14 protein-coding genes are annotated in these 17,751 nt (G+C 67.1%); 12 read left to right on the top strand and 2 right to left on the bottom strand.

Annotation, left to right across the window (positions count from 1 at the left end; all coding sequences use genetic code 11):
* Window positions 1–174: 174 nt before the first annotated feature.
* On the top strand, window positions 175–813 hold the full coding sequence (locus H5393_RS11650) for a hemolysin III family protein (RefSeq protein WP_220488385.1): 639 nt from the start codon (window positions 175–177) through the stop codon (window positions 811–813).
* A gap of 160 nt (window positions 814–973) precedes the next feature.
* Here H5393_RS11650 and H5393_RS11645 read toward each other — a convergent pair whose 3' ends face one another.
* Window positions 974–1,786 carry a sugar phosphate nucleotidyltransferase gene (locus tag H5393_RS11645; RefSeq protein WP_076061791.1) on the bottom strand — a complete coding sequence of 271 codons (813 nt, stop codon included), beginning with the start codon at window positions 1,784–1,786 and terminating at the stop codon, window positions 974–976.
* A gap of 102 nt (window positions 1,787–1,888) precedes the next feature.
* On the opposite strand from H5393_RS11645, the gene H5393_RS11640 reads away from it, so the two are divergent.
* The 6 genes from H5393_RS11640 to H5393_RS11615 all read left to right on the top strand — a co-directional run bounded on the left by H5393_RS11640 (window position 1,889) and on the right by H5393_RS11615 (window position 9,242).
* On the top strand, window positions 1,889–2,821 hold the full coding sequence (locus tag H5393_RS11640; RefSeq protein WP_182766785.1) for an AEC family transporter: 933 nt from the start codon (window positions 1,889–1,891) through the stop codon (window positions 2,819–2,821).
* A gap of 84 nt (window positions 2,822–2,905) precedes the next feature.
* Entirely contained in the window at window positions 2,906–3,925 is a 1,020-nt protein-coding gene (locus H5393_RS11635) for a serine hydrolase (protein ID WP_182763139.1), read from the top strand.
* 71 nt (window positions 3,926–3,996) lie between these two features.
* A complete protein-coding gene (gene trpB, locus H5393_RS11630; RefSeq protein WP_370585983.1) occupies window positions 3,997–5,217 on the top strand; it encodes a tryptophan synthase subunit beta in 1,221 nt (406 codons plus the stop codon).
* Window positions 5,218–5,807: 590 nt separating this feature from the next.
* Window positions 5,808–6,212, top strand: coding sequence for a hypothetical protein (locus H5393_RS11625; RefSeq protein WP_182763140.1), 405 nt, complete (start codon window positions 5,808–5,810; stop codon window positions 6,210–6,212).
* Window positions 6,209–8,449: an MMPL family transporter gene (locus H5393_RS11620; protein WP_182763141.1), complete on the top strand. Its 2,241-nt coding sequence runs from the start codon at window positions 6,209–6,211 to the stop codon at window positions 8,447–8,449. Before H5393_RS11625 ends, H5393_RS11620 begins: the two co-directional genes overlap by 4 nt.
* Window positions 8,436–9,242 (top strand): LmeA family phospholipid-binding protein, encoded by an 807-nt coding sequence (locus tag H5393_RS11615; protein ID WP_220488384.1) that lies wholly within the window; start codon window positions 8,436–8,438, stop codon window positions 9,240–9,242. The genes H5393_RS11620 and H5393_RS11615 overlap by 14 nt, the downstream gene beginning before the upstream one ends.
* 75 nt (window positions 9,243–9,317) lie before the next feature.
* On the opposite strand, the gene H5393_RS11610 is transcribed toward H5393_RS11615, so the two are convergent.
* Window positions 9,318–10,382, bottom strand: a complete 1,065-nt coding sequence (locus tag H5393_RS11610) for a LacI family DNA-binding transcriptional regulator (protein WP_182766784.1) — start codon at window positions 10,380–10,382, stop codon at window positions 9,318–9,320.
* A gap of 187 nt (window positions 10,383–10,569) precedes the next feature.
* Between H5393_RS11610 and H5393_RS11605 the strand changes: the two genes are divergently transcribed.
* From H5393_RS11605 to H5393_RS11585, 5 genes are all read left to right on the top strand, one after another.
* On the top strand, window positions 10,570–12,204 hold the full coding sequence (locus H5393_RS11605; protein WP_182766783.1) for a beta-xylosidase: 1,635 nt from the start codon (window positions 10,570–10,572) through the stop codon (window positions 12,202–12,204).
* Window positions 12,205–12,238: 34 nt separating this feature from the next.
* A complete protein-coding gene (locus tag H5393_RS11600) occupies window positions 12,239–13,555 on the top strand; it encodes an extracellular solute-binding protein (protein WP_182766782.1) in 1,317 nt (438 codons plus the stop codon).
* A gap of 121 nt (window positions 13,556–13,676) precedes the next feature.
* Window positions 13,677–14,786, top strand: coding sequence for a carbohydrate ABC transporter permease (locus H5393_RS11595; protein WP_182766781.1), 1,110 nt, complete (start codon window positions 13,677–13,679; stop codon window positions 14,784–14,786).
* On the top strand, window positions 14,783–15,712 hold the full coding sequence (locus H5393_RS11590; RefSeq protein ID WP_182766780.1) for a carbohydrate ABC transporter permease: 930 nt from the start codon (window positions 14,783–14,785) through the stop codon (window positions 15,710–15,712). The genes H5393_RS11595 and H5393_RS11590 overlap by 4 nt, the downstream gene beginning before the upstream one ends.
* Before the next feature lie 317 nt (window positions 15,713–16,029).
* Window positions 16,030–17,715, top strand: a complete 1,686-nt coding sequence (locus H5393_RS11585) for an Ig-like domain-containing protein (protein WP_182766779.1) — start codon at window positions 16,030–16,032, stop codon at window positions 17,713–17,715.
* Window positions 17,716–17,751 lie beyond the last annotated feature (36 nt).

Below are 17,751 nucleotides of genomic sequence, written 5' to 3'. Positions count from 1 at the left end.
CAGCAGCACCCCGACCCCGCCCTGTGTCACGTCGCTGTGGCGTGAGCCAATTTCCGGCTCAGGCTAACGGCCGAAGGTAAACTCCCATCCGAGACGGACCTGCCGCAGGCATGGCCGCGCGTCGGAAGGCGGCTTGTGGACAGCATCAGCAGAAGCCGGGACGGTAGCGCCCATGTGACTGACGAGCGGTTCAACACCCTCTCGCACCTCGTGGCCCTCTGCTTCTCAGTGATGGGAACGGTGCTGCTCGTCTCCCAGGCCGTCGCTCAGGCTGAACCTTGGAAGATCGTCGGTTTCAGCATCTACGGCCTGTCCCTCATGACGCTTTTCGCGGCGAGCACACTCCACCACGGGATTGATCGTGGGCCCCGGATGAATGAGGCGTTGCGGACGCTCGACTACGCATCCGTCTTCGTCCTCATAGCTGGCACGGTCACCCCCTTGGTGTTGGTGCTCGCGCGCAACGCGTTCGGGTGGGCGGTGTTCGGCGCGGTGTGGGGCGTCGCGATCATGGGCGTCGTCCTTCGTTCCGTCTGGCGCCGGCTTCCGAAGTACATCACCAACACCCTCTACATCACGCTGGGCTGGATGACCGTCGCGCTGCTGGGAGCTGACGTCTCGCTCCCGCCGCTGGCACTCTTCCTCCTAGCGGCGGGCGGGCTTGTGTACAGCGCGGGCTTCGTGATCTACGTGATCGAACGGCCCAATCCCTGGCCCGGCCGGTTCGGCTTCCATGAGATCTGGCACGTGCTCGTAGGCTTAGCGGCGCTCCTGCATTTCCTCTTGATGTACGTCTTCGTCCTCCCTGCCTGATCCGAAGGAGTGACGGCGTCGAGCGGCCACGCACCTGCGAGCGACGATGGCACCGTGCGCGTCGACCACCGGCCCTGGTAGCCGGACGAGTTGCGACACCAGGATGTCGCTCAACTCATCGTGTCTGGCGCCCGGACCAAGAGCGCAGAAGCGCTCAGCCCTAGCCGATGCTCCCGCGGCTCTCGCGCGGCGGTTGCGCCGCTGGGCTCCCCGGCCGGCAGTCCACCGTGAGCCCACCGTCGGCGCGGACGGCCTGCCGCAGTACCTCGTCGGCCCCCACCGTGCAAGCCGGCCAGACGACGCTGTCGATCAGCGTGCCCTCAACGACGGCCCCGTCGCCCACCACGCTGCGGCCGCCGTTGGCCAGCAGGTTCGCCCGGAGGTAGTCGGCCGGCGTGCCGCAGTCGACGACGTCGCCGCGCACGCGCACGAACTCGAGTTCGCCGCGCTCGAACGCTGGCCCCCACACCAGCGGGTACAGGGCCGCGAAGCGATCCGGCAGGGCCGCCACGTAACGGTGGGGCAGCAGGCTGACTCCGACGAAGCGCCACGGCCCGAAGTCCGCCGGGCCGTCGCCGGCCTCCGCCACCAGGAGCCTCGGGTACTCGCCCGACCAGCCGGCAACGAGCTCGGACAGGTCGTCGGTCAGCCAGCTGTCGGAGTTGTGCAGCAGCACGTCGGCGTCCCCGATCCAGCCGGCCAGGTGGCCCAGCGCGCCGGCGCTGCCGAGCAACTCCGCCTCGTGCGACACGGTGACCCCCGTGCCTTGCAGGTAGGAGTCGATCTGGCCGGCGAGGTGGTAGGCGTTGACGGCCGTCCGGGAGACATGGGGGCGCACCCGGTCGAGCGCCCAGTCGAGCAGGGGCCGGTTCCCCACCGGGCACAGCGGCTTGGGCCGCAGGTCGGTGAGCGGCCGGAGCCGGCGCCCCTCCCCGGCCGCCAGCACCACACCCAGCAGTTCACGCTTCGTCACGCCGGCCATTCTGCCCGCCGCCGAGACGAGCCGCCAGGATGGGGAAGGGTAAGGTCCACACGAGCCGGGCAGTCGCGGTTTGCGGGGGGCGAAGGGAGGAGCATGGCGGAGGTGCTGGCGGTTGTCATGCCGCTGTACGTGCTGATCCTGCTGGGGCTGCTGGCCAGCAGGGCCAAGGCGTTCGGGAAGGCCGACGTCGGCCTGAACTCCTTCGTGTACTGGTTCGCGCTGCCGGCGTTCCTGTTCGACGCGATCGTGAAGGCCCCGTCGGGCGCCGGGCTTCCCGTTTCCCTGTTCCTGGTGGCGTTCGTCGTCACCCTCGGCTTCTCGGCCCTGGTCTACCTCGCCTCGCGTTTGGCCGGGCTCCGGCCGATCGCGGGCAGGCTGTCGCTGGCGGCGGGCTACGGCAACGTGGGCTACTTCGCCTTCCCACTCATTCTGAGCGTCCTCGGGCCGCGGGCCGCGCTGCCGATGGCGTTGACGTCCATGGTGCACAACCTGATCTTCATGGTGGGTTACCCGGCGTTGGCGACGGCGGGGAAACCCCAGCCGGGGCGGCTGCGGCGGGCGCTGCTGAAGGCGGGCCCGCTCAACCCCGCGGTCATCTCCGTGGTGGCCGCGCTCATCGTGCGCGGCCTCGGGCTGGAACTGCCCGAGATGGTGGCCGTCCCGGTCACGCTGCTGGCGCAGGCCGTGATCCCGGTAGCGCTCTTCGCCATCGGCCTGTCGCTCGGCCCGGCCGTCAAGCAGGTGTGGACCCGTGGTTCGTCCCTGGTGGCGATCGTGTCGGTTGCCATGGCGAAGCTCCTGGTCCTGCCGCTCCTGACGTGGGCGGCGGCCAAGCTGTTCGTTCCAGACCCCACGGGCCTCCTCACCGCGGTCATGGTGCTGCTCGCCGCCATGCCCACCGGCGCGACCACGTTCACCCTGTCGCAGGAGTTCGACGGCGACGGGCACCTGGTCGCCGCCGTCGTGGCGGTCTCGACGCTCTTGGCGCTCGTGACCGTCTCGGCCTTCAGCGTCCTGGTGGTGTAGAGCCGGAGACCCCCGGCTCCGGTGTCCTAACGCAGCTGTGACCCCGAGGGTTCCACCGAGGGTCCGACTCTGAAAGGATCAAGCATGGTGATTGATCCCACCGCATTCGACGCCGCCGTCACCCGCCAGTCGTTCACCGGCGTCGTGACGGTCGACGTCGGCGACCAACGGGTCTTCGAGCGCTGCGAGGGTTTCCTCAACCGGGCTCTCGACGTGCCGATGACACCCCGAGCGCGGATCGCCATCGCCAGCGGGAGCAAGAGCTTCACTGCTCTGGCGGTGATGCGGCTCGTCGAAGACGGCGCCGTGCAGCTGGGGCAGCCGGTGCGCGGCCTCCTCGGGGACGACCTCCCGCTCATCGACGACGCGGTCACGGTGGAGCACCTGCTGACGCACACGTCGGGCATCGGCGACTACCTGGACGAGGACACCGACTGGGAGGTTGCAGACTTCGTGCTGACGGTCCCCGTGCACCGGCTGATCACCGCGGAGGCGTTCCTCCCCATGCTCGACGGGCATCCGCAGAAGTTCGCACCGGGCGAGCGATTCGCCTACTGCAACGGTGGGTACATGGTGCTGGCCGTGCTGCTGGAGCGGGTGACGGGGGAGACCTACCACGACGTCGTGAGGCGGCTCGTGTTCGAGCCGGGGGGCATGGCAGCCACCGACTTCCTTCCGCTCAACGAGCTGCCGTCGGACGCCGCGGCCGGCTATGTGGCCAACGAGGGCCACCTCATGAACACGCTTCACCTGCCGATCCTCGGCAACGGCGACGGCGGTGCGTTCACCACGGCCGACGACCTGCATAGGTTCTGGCGCGCGCTGATCGACGGCAGGATCGTGCGGCGGGACACCGTCGACGAGATGCTGCGTCCCCGCCACGACGTGCCGGAGGAAGAGATGCGCTACGGCATGGGCTTCTGGCTGCACCGGTCTCACCCGGTGCCCATCCTCGAGGGCTATGACGCCGGCGCCTCCTTCCGGTCGACGCACATCATCGCGAGCCAGACAACCGTCAGCATTCTGGGCAACAGCTCCGAAGGTGGGTGGCCGGTGATCAGGGTCATGAACGCCGCGATCGAAGCAGCAGGCCTGACCTCGTGAGCCGCCCGGCACGCCCCTTCACTGGCGTGCCGGGCGGTTCTCGTTGGGAGCACGGCACTAAGGTCGACCGTGTGAGTAGCTCGGATGGATTCTTTGGTCAGTACGGTGGACGGTTCGTGCCACCCCAGCTCGAAACCCCCCTCGCCGAGGTGGCCGAGGCGTACCAGGAGGCCATCAAGGACCCGGCCTTCCTCGCCGAGTACGAGGCCCTATTGACGGACTACGTCGGCCGGCCGTCCCCGTTGTTCAAGGCGCAGCGCCTCAGCGAGGAACTGGGTGGGGCCACCATCTACCTCAAGCGCGAGGACCTCAACCACACCGGCGCCCACAAGATCAACCATTGCCTCGGCGAGGCGCTCCTCGCCAAGCGGATGGGCAAGAAGAAGCTCCTCGCCGAAACGGGCGCAGGCCAGCATGGGGTTGCCCTGGCGACCGCCGCGGCGCTGGTCGGGCTTGAGTGTGAGATCCACATGGGGTCCATCGACATCGCCAAGCAGCACCCCAACGTCGTGCGGATGGAGCTGCTCGGCGCCAAGGTGGTTCCCGTCACCAGCGGCGGGGCGTGCCTGAAGGACGCCGTCGACTCGGCCTTCGGGGTCTTCGCCGCGGACTACCACGACACCTTCTTCGCCATCGGATCCGTCGTGGGCCCCCACCCGTACCCGACCATGGTGCGCGACTTCCAGTCGATCGTCGGGCGCGAGGCCCGGGAGCAGATCCTGGCGAAGGAGGCCCGCCTGCCCGACGCCGTGATCGCGTGCGTGGGCGGCGGGTCCAATGCCATCGGGATCTTCAGCGGCTTCCTCGACGACACGGACGTGCGCATCTACGGCGTCGAGCCCGCGGGCCGCGATCTGGGTACGGTGGGAGAGCACGCCGCCACCATGACCCTGGGGTCAGACGGCATGCTGCACGGCATGAAGACCGTGATCCTGCAGGATGAGGCCGGCGAACCGACGGCGGTGCACTCGATCGCCTCCGGCCTCGACTACCCGGGCGTCGGACCGGAGCACGCCCACCTCCGGCAGACCGGCCGAGTCGACTACGTGCATGCCTCCGACGACGAGACGTTGGAGGCCTTCAAGCTCCTGTGCCGCACGGAGGGCATCATCCCCGCGCTGGAGTCGAGCCACGCGCTCGCGCACGCCATCCGCATCGCCCCGTCGATGGGTGCCGACCAGATCATCCTGGTCAACCTGTCCGGGCGTGGCGACAAGGACATCGACTACGTCGCCGAGAGACTGGCGGAGCGCGCGAACGACGCTGGACTGGAGTCCACACTAGAAGCCTGAGCGGAGCGCGGGGGAACCGGGGGCCGGCGACGATGCGGGTCTGGCTCCCGGTGGTCCCAGCTTCGGCGTCCGAGTGCACGCCACGGCGGTTATTAGGCTGACCCTGCGCCCCCCGCGAACCGCCCGCTCGTCCTCGCCGTCGACTCCTCCACGACCGCGACCAAGGCCCTGGTGGTCGACGACTCGGGCCACGTCGTCAGCCAGGGCGTGCTCGGGCAGCTTGCGCAGTCCCGTGACGATGGCGTCCGCGGTGAGTTCGAAGCCCAGCTCGCGGGCTGCGTTCTATGCCACATGGCTGCCGATGCTTGTCGTCGGTGCGGGCACCGTTTCCGGCTCCTTCCGTGAGCACGGGCCGTTGGCCGAACACCTGCGCCCCCGCGCCCTGGACCCATCCTGGTGTATTCCTTGGGGGTCGTTTCGCGTCGTGATCCTTCGCGAAAGCGCGATGCACTTCGCGTTTGACCCGTACCATCGCAGTACTGCTGTTCCCCATGGGGCCGATGACGATCACACCACCAGGAGGATCGATGACAGTTGGCGAGCACCGGAGCGCGTCGCGCCGAAGTGGCAATCCATTGAGCGGTTGGGTGATGCTCCTGATCGGACTCCTGGCAGGGATCGCGCTGGCCGCAGCCGCCGGCGTCGTCCTCCTGGGGATCGGTTGGGCCACCCCACTGGAGGCACAGTCCGTGATCAGCGCAAGCCCCACCCCGTCGGCGTCTCCCACCGCGGATGCCTCCACTGGGTCGGGCGACGTCTCTGAGGCGTGCGTGCGGGCGGCCGAGTACAACGTCGAGGTCGACAAGGCCGTCGAGGATCTCGCCAAGGGCGCCGAATCACAGGACGCACGCGCCCTGCAGGAGGCCCTCGACCGCCTCCAGGATGCTCGCGAGGTGGCCGACGGGGCGTCAGAGGAATGCCTTGAGCAGGCCGGGAAGTCGCCGCAGGCCAGCGAGTCCGGCTCTCCGTCGCCTACCCCCAGCGAGACCCCATGACCCACGCACCTGCGCCGCTCGAGGGGGAGCCCCGGCGCGGCTTCATGGCCACTGTCTGGTACGGCTACGCCCGGGCGATCGTCGCCCTGCGCTGGGTGATCGTCATCGGCTGGGTGGCGGCGGCTGTCGCGGCGACACTGCTCCTTCCCCCGATGCAGGGCACCGCCAACGACATCGAGGCGCTCGGCGCCGACGACGACAGCTTCGCGGCCGAGCAGCGGTCCATGGAACTGTTCGAGTTCCCCCTCCTGAGCCGGGCGGCGATCGTGCAGCGCAACCCGGAGGGCCTGCCCCCAGTGGTCCAGGCCGAGGCCGTCATGCGCGGCATCGCCATCAACCAAGGCAAGTACGACACCCCGCTGCTGGGCGCGATCCCGGTCCCCAATGCCGAGGGAGCCTTCCCCGGTGCCGCCGAGAAGAACACGACCGTCCTCACCTACGTGTTCGCCGACCCCACGCTGAACTTCTTCGAGCAGACCCGAATCGTTGAGGACTTCGCGGCGGAGCAGCTGACGGACCCATCCGACGGGTACGTGGGCGTCACCGGTTCCATCCCGGCGCGCGCGGCCCAGGGCCTCGTCCTGAACTCCTACGTCCACATCGTCGAGGCGGTGACCGTCCTCGCGGTGTTGACGATCGTGGCGCTGACGTTCGGCTCGCTGGCAGCGCCCGCCCTGACGCTCGTCTCGGTGGGGGCTGCGGTGTTCGTCACACTCGGCGTCTCGGGCTGGGCCGCGACCATCATGGATGTGTCGATCCCGGCAGACCTGCGGCCGCTGATCGTCGCGCTGCTCCTCGGCATCGTCACCGACTACTGCATCTTCTACCTCTCCGGCCTACGCAGCAGACTGCGGGAGGGCCACGGCCGCCTTGAGGCGGCCCGCCTGGCCACCGCTTCCGTCACGCCCATCGTCGCTGTGGCCGGCATCACTGTCGCGGCGGGAACAGCCTCGCTCCTCGTCGCCCAGTCCCCCCTCTTCCGGGGGTTCGGGCCCGCGCTCGCGCTCACCGTCCTGACCGGGCTCGTGGTGGCCGTCACCCTCGTGCCCGCCCTGCTGGCCATCCTCGGTCGAGGCGCGTTCTGGCCCCGAACCCTGGCAGCCACACCCACGAAGATGCGTGAGAGGCCTTCCCTCCTCACCAGGGCCGTGGCGAACCGTGGCTCCGCCCTGGTCCTGGTGCTGGTGTGTGTGGCCGGTCTGGGCGTCGCCGCCTACCAGGCGCGCAACCTCGACCTCGGCCTCGGATTCGTCCAATCCCTGCCGGAGACCACCAGCGCGCAGCAGGCAGCAGACGCGGCGGGCAAGGGATTCGCTCCGGGCATCGTGTCCCCGACCGAGATCGTGGTCGAGTCACCGGGGGTGGGGGAGAAGCCCGATGAGGTGGCCCAGTTCGGTGAGGCCCTCAAGACCCAACCAGGAGTGGCCGGCGTGATCGGCCCCGGCGACCTCCCGGCCGCGGACGACGTCGGCGCCTTCACCGCGAAGTCGGGTGACGCCGTGCGCTTCCTGGTCATCCTCGACAGCACGCCACTGGAGGCGACGGCGATCGACACGCTGGGGCGCGTGGAAGCCGCCCTTCCACAGCTCGCCGCTGGTGCGGGGCTGGGCGAGGTCACCACGCACGTCGGCGGCGACACCGCGTTGGCTTCAGGAGTCATCGCGGACACCACCAACGACCTCTTCCGGATCGCCATCGTCGCGATCGCCGTCAACCTGCTCCTGCTGGTCATCTTCCTGCGTGCCCTGATCGCCCCGCTGTACCTCCTCGCCTCCAGCGTCCTGGCGCTCGGGGCGACGCTGGGTCTGTCGGTGCTGTTCTTCCAGGACTTCCTCGGGCACGACGACCTCACGTTCTACGTCCCCTTCGCCGCGTCGGTGCTCCTGCTGTCGCTGGGGTCTGACTACAACATTTTCGCGGTCGGCCACATCTGGCAGGAGGCACGCAACCGGTCGATGAGGGACGCCCTCCTCGTCGCCACCCCGGAGTCGACCCGCGCGATCACCTCCGCGGGCCTGGCGCTGGCCGCCAGCTTCGGGCTCCTGGCGCTCGTCCCGCTGGGCCCGTTCCACGAGCTGGGCTTCCTGCTGGGGGTGGGAATCCTGATCGACGTGTTCATCGTCCGGGCGCTGCTCGTCCCGTCGCTGATCACGCTGGTGGGGACCTTCAGCAGTTGGCCGTCGGACATCCTGCGCGAGAGGCGCCCGCGCGTCAGGAAAGCACGTGCAGTTTCCTGACGGGCCGCCACAGACGCACGGCAGCCACGCCTACTCGCCCGGCGCTGTTACGGATGAGCCGTTCGGGGGAGGGAGCCACCTGGTTCCCGCTCCGCGACGCCGGCTCCGATCACGCGTGCTCGACTGGGCCATCGGCGCCCTCGCGATGCTCTGCATCGTGCTGCTCGCACTCGTGTTGTTCTGGTTGTCGGTGACGCGACCGGTCGACCCCACCGGCGCCCCGCCGAGCGACGACACGTCGACGACGGCCGGACCAACCGGCGAAGTCACTCCGCCTGCAGACCTCGAGGAGAACGAGGTGTGGCTCGGAGACATCTTGCTCAACGCCGGTTCGGTCTTCGCCGCGGGCACCCCGTTGCGCGACGTCGTCGGCACCGGCACCGACGTCACGTCAGGGCCTGAGGGGCTCGTCGCGCGGCACCTCGACCTGACGGCAACGGTGCCGTTCCATGTCGTGGCCGCGCAGATCAACCCGAACACCACGCTGAGCGCGGCCGGTGGAGGTGAGGCGCGCGTCGACACCACGGTGGAGGCCCTGGGCCGCAGCCTCCCCGTGGCGGCCACCGGCACCGTCGATGTCGTCGGAGGCAAGCTCGTGATGGTGCCGACCTCCATCGACGTCGGCGCCCCACGCTTCGTCTCCGACCTGCTGGGAGACGTGGTGCGGGAACTGATCACGTTCGAGTACGCCATCGAGGGCCTGCCCGACGGGGTGGTGCTGCGGAGCGTGACGGTGGTCGACGGCGGCTTCCGCGCCAACCTCACCGGGGACAACGTCCGACTGGTCCAGTGACCCCATCCAATTGCTCACGCATAGCTCGGATCCTGGCGACGCTGGCTCCGTCCGCCGGATCGGCCAGGCCTTGAATCAGGCCGATCCGCCGGTGGGTGCAGGGCCTGTGCTCTCGCGCACCGTCAGAGACGTGGCGAGTTCTATGTGCGACGACGCGGGCCGATGGCCCTCCGCCATGGCGAGGCACGCTCCGACCGCCATGCGCCCCATGCCGTCGAGGTGCTGGTGGACTGTGGTCAGCGGTGGCGTCGTCCACGCGGTCTGGGCGGTGTCGTCGAAACCGATGATGCTGAGCTGTTCCGGGACGTGGACGCCCAGGAGGCGGGCGGTCGCCAGAACACCGAGCGCGAGTTCGTCGTCGGCGGCCAGGATGGCCGTGGGGGGTTCAGGCGAGGTGAGCAGTTCCCGCGCGTGCCGGGCGCCTTCCGCGGCAGCGAACGGCCCGGACGTCACGAGCGCTGGATCGACCTCCAGGCCGGCCGAGTCGAGAGCCGCTCGGTAGCCGTAAAGGCGGTCCTGTGCCGCGTCGGAGGCGTCCGGCCCGCCGATCCAGGCGATGCGCCGGTGGCCCAGACCGACGAGGTACTCGGTGGCCGCTCGTGAGCCCGCCCAGTTACTCGACCCGATGCTCACCAACTTCTTGTGACTGGTGTCGACTGGGTCGACGATGACGAAGGGGATGCCTGCGTCGCTCGCCGCGGTGATGAGCGCGCCGGGCTGCGACAAGGTGAGGCCGATGACGCCGGCGACGGCGCGCTGGTCGGCGATCCACTCCCGCGCAACCGCATGTCGGCGTCGCGATTCCAGCTCGGGCGCCAGCCGCATCAAGAGATCGACCCCACGGTCCGTGGCTTCGCCGAGTACCCCGTCGAGGACGCCCATGATGTAGGGAGAAGCCGGCAGATCGAAGACGACGACCAGCGCCCCGCGGTCCGGCGCAACCCTTGGGGCAGTCGTCGACCGGTACCTGAGTTCCGCGACGGCCGTCAGCACGCGTTCGCGCGTGGCCTCCGCTATGTCACCGCGGCCGTTGAGCGCCTTGGAGACCGTCGCTCTCGAGACCCCGGCGGCCACGGCCACGTCCGCCAGCGTGGGCCTCCGGCCGCTGCCGTCCCTCGACCTCGTGTGTTCGCTCGACATATGCCGATGGTATCCGAAAAAGTTTCGCATTGCGTTTGCCAGGTCGACGCCAAGCGAACGAATTCCTCAGAAGTGTGGACAGTGAACCGTTGGCGATATAGGGTTGCGACGAAACAAAAGCAGAAAAAGTTTCGAAATAGTTTCCATCCAGCGGCAGAGGCGCCGCGGATTCACAGAGGAAGTACCAATGCCGGTAGACGCCCCCGCCGCCACCGTTCTGATCGATGGACAGACGCCCCACGTTCGGACCCTTCGCCATATCTGGAATGAGTGCGTCGGAGCCGGGCGCGCCAACGAGGCGTTGCGGGTGGACTGGCAGGCGCACTTCCGTGAGGCGGTTGAGGTACTGGGCGCGCGCTACGTCCGGTTCCACGGCGTCTTCCACGACGACATGTTTGTCTACCGCGCATCCAACGGGGGTGGCTTCGGCCCGCCCACCCCTCTTGCTAAGCCGGTGTACACCTTCGCCTACGTCGACAAGGTCTTCGACGCCATCCTCGACACCGGTGCCCGTCCGTTCGTGGAGCTGGGCTTCATGCCCCGCGAACTCGCGACGCAGACGGAAACCCTGTTCTGGTGGAAGGCGCACTGCAGCCCGCCGAAGGACATGAGTGCCTGGGTGGAACTGGTCACCACGACCGTCAACCACTGGATCGAGCGCTACGGCATCGACGAGGTGCGCACCTGGCCGTTCGAGGTGTGGAACGAGCCGAACCTCGTGCCGCACTTCTGGACAGGGACGAAGACCGAGTACTTCCAGCTCTACGAGGCCACCGTCCGGGCGATCAAGGGGATCGACCCCCGGCTCAAGGTGGGGGGCCCGTCGTCGTCGGTGTTCGTGCCCGATGCCCGCTACGACGGCGAGTACCACGATAAGTCCGTCGAGGCCGCCACCGCGCAGGCCCCGGACCCGGATGTGTTGCCGTGGAAGCCCGTGTGGATCAATGAACTCATCGACTACTGCGCCGAGCGGGACCTGCCGATCGACTTCATCTCCACCCACCTGTACCCCACGGACTACGCGTTCGACACCCAGGGCGTCGGCCGCTCGATCAGCCGCAACCGGGACGCGACCCGTGACGACCTCCTCATGCTCCGCGACCTCATCACCGCCAGCCCCTATCCGGAGGCCGAGGTGCACATCACCGAATGGTCGACGTCGCCTTCCAGTCGCGACTTCATGCACGACACGCTCTTCGCGGCGACCTACATCACGCGCGCGTTCCTGCAGTCCCATGAGCTGGCCGATTCCATCTCCTACTGGACCTTCACCGATGTCTTCGAGGAGGGGGGCGGGGGGATCGGTCCCTTCCATGGTGGCTTCGGCTTCGTCAACGAACAGGGCATCCACAAGCCGACGTTCCATGCCATGAGGATGCTGAACCGGTTGGGTTCCGCGTTGCTGCTGCAGACCGAGCACGGGGTCATCACTCACACCGACGGCGGCGTCGCGGCGGTCTTCTTCAACTACCCGGACTCCATGGGTGCGAAGTCGGTCGGCGGTGCGAACAGCTACTCAGACGCCCGTCGGCACCACGAGGAGGGTCCCGCCCGGCGGATCTCACACACCGTCTCCGGCCTCGCTCCGGGAAGCGGCTACGAGGTGGAGATCCTCGCGTGGGACCACGGCAACGCCCCCGAGGCATGGCACCAGATGGGCGAACCCCTGAACCTCTCCCGCCAGGAGGTTGCGGACCTCAAGGCCGTCGCTGACGGTCTGGACCGCCGCAGCCTGAAGGCTGACGCCGACGGTGTCCTCGCCATCGACATAGAACTCCCGGCCTGGGCGGTCGCCTCGATCGCCCCTGCCGGAACGCACTGATTCCATCCCTCCCACAGACGAAAGGAACGAAATGATGCGGATCAAGAAGAAGCTCATCGGAGCAGTGACGCTCTCAGCCGTCGCTGCCCTCATGCTCACCAGTTGCGGGGGAGGTGGAAACGACGGCGGGACGGCCGGTGAGGCGAACGATGCCAACAAGCCGGAGGAAATCACGGTGGCGGCGTGGATGGACTTCCCGCAGGAACTCCTCGACTCCTTCGAGGAGGAGAACGGCATCAAGGTTGTCGTCAACTCCTTCCCCGACGGCGCGTCGGCACAGGAAGTACTCCGCAACGGCCTGTCCGCCGACGGTGCAGGACTCTCCGACGTCCACCTCATCGAACTCGACTGGTGGACCGAGATGATGTCGGTCCCCGAGGACTGGGTGGAACTGCCCGAGATCCCCGACCGCTGGGTGGACTGGAAGGTCAAGCAGGGCTCGGTCGACGGCAAGATCACCGGCTACGGCACGGACATCGGCCCGCTGGCGATCGCGTTCAACCAGAACATGACCGAAGCCGCCGGTGTGGCCACTGATCCCGAGTCGTTCGGCGAGTTCATCGGCGGGGACAGCGCCACCTGGGAGTCGTACCTCGACGCGGGCCGCGAATACGTCGCCAACAACGACAACTACTTCATCGACTCGCTGACCAACGCCTTCCAGGCGGCGATCAACCTGCTGCCGGCCGCCTTCGAGGACCCGGAATCCGGCAAGCCGTACAACCTCGCGGACAACGAGGAGGTCAAGGACCTCTTCATGATGTTCGCCGAGGCCGCCCAGGACGACATCTCCGCGGGCATCGCCATCGGCCACAACGACTGGGGCGCAGGTTTCCAGAACGAGCAGTGGGCCACGGTCGTCACCCCGGCCTGGATGGCCGGCATCATCGCCGAGAACGCCGATGGCATCGAAGGTTGGCGCATCGCCAGCTCGTTCCCCGACGGTGGGGGCAACTGGGGCGGTTCGTTCTTCGCCGTCCCCGCCACGGGCGAGAACACCGAGTGGGGCGTGAAACTCGCTGATTACCTGACCTCGGCTGATGCCGCCGTCGCATGGTTCAACACGACGGGCCAGTTCCCCTCGCAGCTCGAAGCGATGTCCAGCCCGGAGATCGCCGAGGCGGAGAACCCCTTCTTCGGCGGCCAGCGTGTCGGCCAGATCTACGGTGAACTTGCCGAGAAGGCCGGCGACGCCGCCGCGGGAGGTTTCCGTGGCGAGAACTTCGCCGGCATCCAGACCCTGGTCACCGACGGCATCCGACTCGTCGAATCCGGCGACACGACGCCCGAGCAGGCCTGGGACTCGGTGGTGAAGAACTTCGAAGCCCTCGGCTTCGACACGGCCGGCTGATCGACCGCGGCGCGGCCCGTGACCCACGTCCACGGGCCGCACCTGGTCGGGCCGGGACTCCGCGCGAGGCCCGGCCCGGCCGGCGGCACCTTGGACCATCACCTCGGAAAGGCCCTCAACAATGGCATCCACTCCTGCTTCAGCGCGGGTCATCAGACGCGTGGGGTGGGGACAGCAGCTGTCCCGGTGGGACTTCAAGGTTGCGCCCTACCTGTACGTTTCGCCCTTCTTCATCCTCTTTGCGATCTTCGGGGTGTTCCCTCTCTTCTTCAACATCGTCGTCGCCCTCCACGATTGGCATCGCCGCGCCGGTATGGGTGATTTCGTCGGTATCGACAACTTCACCTGGGTGCTGCAGCAGCCCCTGTTCTGGCGGTCTCTGGAGAACACCTTCTCCATCTTCCTGTGGGGCGGGGTGCCGCAGCTCGTGCTGGCCCTGCTGATCGCGGTGGTCCTCGACCAGAACCTGCGCGCCCGGACCTTCTGGCGGATGAGCGTGCTCGTACCGTTCGTCGTGATGCCCGTCGCAACCGCGATGATCTTCGGCCAGGTGTTCGGTCAGTTCGGCCTCCTCGTGCCCAACCTGCAGGACATGGGGCTGTTGACGGGCCTGAACTCACCGTTCTTCCAGGATCGCCTGCTGTCGCACATCGCCATCGGCTCGATGGTGGTGTTCCGCTGGACGGGCTACAATGCCCTCATCTTCCTGGCCGCCATGCAGGCGGTGCCGCGCGAGTTGTACGAGGCGGCAACGGTCGACGGCGCGAGCCGCTTCCGCCAGTTCTTCTCCGTCACCATCCCCGGTATCCGTCCGACGATGATCTTCGTCATCCTCACCATGACCATCGGCGGCCTCCAGATCTTCGACGAAGCCCGCATGTTCGATGGTTCGGGTACCGGTGGCGGCCAGGGCGGTGCCGACAATCAGTGGACCACTATCGTGCTCTACCTCTTCAACCTGGGCTTCGGTGACTGGCAGGACCGGCTGGGTCAGGCGGCGGCCGTCGGCTGGATCTTCGCCTTCATCATCGCCATCGTCTCCCTCATCAACTTCCTCTTCACCCGTTCCATCTCCTCATCGAAGGCGACGGTCGGTCGCGCGTCGAGGGCCCAGCACAAAGCAGTGGTGGCCCGGCTCCGCACCGAAGCGGCGTCGTCGCAGGGCAACGCCCTAGGGGTTGGCGTGGTCGCACCCGCCGAAATCGACACCAAGAAACGAGGGGACCGATGAGCACGGCCTTCATTGAGAACACCGCGGGGCGTGGCGCCGCCAGGTACGCCCGCAAGCGTGCCGCGAAGGGGCGACCCGTCCCGGCGCACACCTCCTCCGGCCGCGGCCCGGGCTGGATCACCTACGGGCTGCTGACGATCGTGCTCCTCGTGTCCGTCTTCCCGCTGTACGCCTCCGCGATGTACGGCTCGTCGACCACCCAGGAGATCTCGCGGGCAGTCGGCAACCTGCCCAAGTGGTTGCCGACCCTCACGCTCCTGGAGAACTTCGGTGAGGTCTTCAGCGCTTCCCAGTTCAGCTTCTGGATGGCATTCGCCAACTCGGTACTCGTCGCGGTGTCGGTGACATTGTCGACGGTGTTCTTCTCCACACTCGCCGGGTTCGCCTTCTCGAAGCTGACGTTCCGCGGCCGGCAGGCGCTCTACGTCACCGTCATCGCCACCCTGGCGATCCCCTCCCAGATCGGCACCGTGCCCATGTTCATCATGATGAACGAGTTCGGGTGGATCGACTCGCTCATCGCACTGACGGTCCCCGTTCTGGTCAGCGCATTCGGTGTGTTCTGGATGACGCAGTACCTGCAGGAGGCGCTGCCGTTCGAACTCGTCGAGGCGGCTCGTGTCGACGGCGCGTCGATGTTCCGCACCTTCTGGTCGATCGCGATGCCCGCCGCCCGTCCGGCGGCGGCGACGCTGGGGTTGTTCACGTTCGTGGGCTCCTGGAACAGCTTCTTCTGGCCGGCGATCGTGATGCGCTCCAAGCTCACGATGCCCCTCGTCATCCCGCAGCTGCGTGGGGCCTTCACAACGGACACCGGCCTGGTCATGTCCGGCGTCTTCCTGGTTGCCGCACCGCTGCTCATCGTGTTTGCCCTAGCAGGGAGGCATTTGGTCTCCGGAGTCATGGCCGGCGCCGTCAAGGGCTGACGGCTCCCGCGAGACCGCGTCGGGCCGGCAGGGCCGGGAAAGAAATCTCGAATCTTTTGTTGCGTGACCGGACAAATCTAGGTAACTTGGGCCGCACGTGGCTGAAGCAAGGAAGCTTCCAAGGCTGTACGTCACGGACGCCAACCAGGCCGACCGCCCCCAATCACACCGCTCCGCACGGCGGCCCGCAGCGGGCCGATCAGTCCACCGAGATCCTGAGAACTCATCCATCGGAATGAGGTGATCCATCGATAACTGCTGAAGAGTACTCGTCCAATTGGTTACTGAAAACATCATTGAGAAGGAGTTGCTTGTACATGTCAAAGAAAAGACTGGGCATATTGTCCCTGATTGGTGCATTACTGTTCGTCAACCTGTCCGTGCTTTCCGCCGCGGGAGAGGAGGGCTCTGCCCTTCCCTTCATCCTGAGGAATGAGAACTTCGCCTTCGAGGAGCGCGTCGCTGCTGTCATCATCGACGCCGGCAAGCCGGTGGACGGCTCCTCGTTGTCTGCCGACGACTTCGATGTCCATGTGGTCTCCACGCGGAAGGTAGACCCGACGGTCGTCATCTACGACGGCCCCCGTGAGGTGGCCGGCGTCTACACCAGCGAGGTCAACGACTGGGGCCACCCGTCCGATTCCGGCCAGTACATCGTGCTGGATTTCCCCCACGTCGGATGGGGTGACGGCGGAACGACGATCGACAACGGGTACACGCTCGACGCGTCGTACACCGTCACGTACCAGGGTGAAGCCATCGCCTACGTGGACGGATCCACCCTCGTCCCCGAGGCGTTCGAGCAGGTCGGCGTCGTCAGCCCGGTGCTGGACCTGTACCAGTACGCCACCAGCGACGACGGGCTGGACTACGCCTACTTCATCAACGAAGAGGCCGAAGGGCCGCTGCCGCTGGTGGTCTACTTCCACGGCGGTGGGCAGGGCAACGACAACTACACGCCTGCCCGGTTCAGCAACGGTGGAACGGTGTGGGCCAATCCCGAGAACCGGACGGAATTCCCCGCCCATGTCCTCGTGCCTCGCACCGCCGGCTTCGGTGGCACCAATGTCGCAGCCGTCAAGGAAGTGATCGATGAGTGGATCGCCGAGGGGAAGGTGGATCCCAACCGCATCTACATGACCGGCTACTCCATGGGTTCCTCCTCCACTTGGGCCTTCGTGCGGGCCTACCCCGAGTACGTTGCGGCTGCGGTGTACGGCGCAGGCACCGGACCCGGCACCCCGGAGTTCGCCGACGCGGTGTCCCACATGCCGCTGTGGGAATGGGTGGACATGGGTGACTTCGCCTACAACGGCGTGATCAACCGCTTCAACGCCGTCGGACATCTCCTGACGGACTACGAGCTGACGATCCTTCCTGAGGTGACTCTCCACGAGTACCCGTACAACGGCTGGACGTTCAGCGGGCACTCCTCCTGGTTGGTCGCCTACAACGAATTCATCCACGAGGATCGCGGCACGGTGTTCGACTGGTTCTTCGGCATCAGCAGGATCCGGGGCATCGAGGCAGTCACTGTGGACACGGTTTCCGGCGTTGCGCCTGTGCTTCCTGAGACCGTGACGGTGGACGTCAACTACAACGCCACCGGTGTCGTCTCCGAGGAGCGTTCCGTTGTCTGGGACGCCATCGATCCGTCCAGCTATGGCAACGACGGGCCCGGTGTCTTCACGGTGGAAGGAACGATCGACGGCGTCGTCGAGAAGGCCGTGGCCACTGTGACCGTCGAGTACAGGAACCGGATCGCGGACCTGAAGGACCTCGTGGCCGATGCTGATCTCAACAAGGGCAATGCACATGCTCTGACGGTGAAGCTCGACAACGCCGCGAAGTTCGTCTCGCAGGGAGACGCAGAGCAGGCCGGCGAGATGTTGAACGCCTTCATCAACCAGGTCACTGCATTCACCAACAACAAGTTGACCGAAGCCCAAGCCGCTGAGCTGATCCATGCAGCCAGGGAGACGGTGAGGAGCATTCAGGAGTAGCTGACCTGAAATCGGACGGGTTGGCGGCAGTTCATT

The sequence above is a fragment of the Tessaracoccus sp. MC1756 genome (assembly GCF_014164735.1).
Lineage (GTDB): Bacteria > Actinomycetota > Actinomycetes > Propionibacteriales > Propionibacteriaceae > Arachnia.
This window is presented reverse-complemented; position numbering and strand designations above follow the sequence as displayed.

What these genes read in the sequence shown, in the direction of transcription:
- H5393_RS11595 (WP_182766781.1), top strand. Translation starts at nt 13,677, where the DNA reads ATGGCATCCACTCCTGCTTCAGCGCGGGTCATCAGACGCGTGGGGTGG.
- H5393_RS11600 (WP_182766782.1), top strand. Translation starts at nt 12,239, where the DNA reads ATGCGGATCAAGAAGAAGCTCATCGGAGCAGTGACGCTCTCAGCCGTC.
- H5393_RS11605 (WP_182766783.1), top strand. Translation starts at nt 10,570, where the DNA reads ATGCCGGTAGACGCCCCCGCCGCCACCGTTCTGATCGATGGACAGACG.
- H5393_RS11610 (WP_182766784.1), bottom strand. Translation starts at nt 10,382, where the DNA reads ATGTCGAGCGAACACACGAGGTCGAGGGACGGCAGCGGCCGGAGGCCC.
- H5393_RS11585 (WP_182766779.1), top strand. Translation starts at nt 16,030, where the DNA reads ATGTCAAAGAAAAGACTGGGCATATTGTCCCTGATTGGTGCATTACTG.
- H5393_RS11620 (WP_182763141.1), top strand. Translation starts at nt 6,209, where the DNA reads ATGACCCACGCACCTGCGCCGCTCGAGGGGGAGCCCCGGCGCGGCTTC.
- H5393_RS11590 (WP_182766780.1), top strand. Translation starts at nt 14,783, where the DNA reads ATGAGCACGGCCTTCATTGAGAACACCGCGGGGCGTGGCGCCGCCAGG.
- H5393_RS11625 (WP_182763140.1), top strand. Translation starts at nt 5,808, where the DNA reads ATGCTCCTGATCGGACTCCTGGCAGGGATCGCGCTGGCCGCAGCCGCC.
- H5393_RS11640 (WP_182766785.1), top strand. Translation starts at nt 1,889, where the DNA reads ATGGCGGAGGTGCTGGCGGTTGTCATGCCGCTGTACGTGCTGATCCTG.
- H5393_RS11635 (WP_182763139.1), top strand. Translation starts at nt 2,906, where the DNA reads ATGGTGATTGATCCCACCGCATTCGACGCCGCCGTCACCCGCCAGTCG.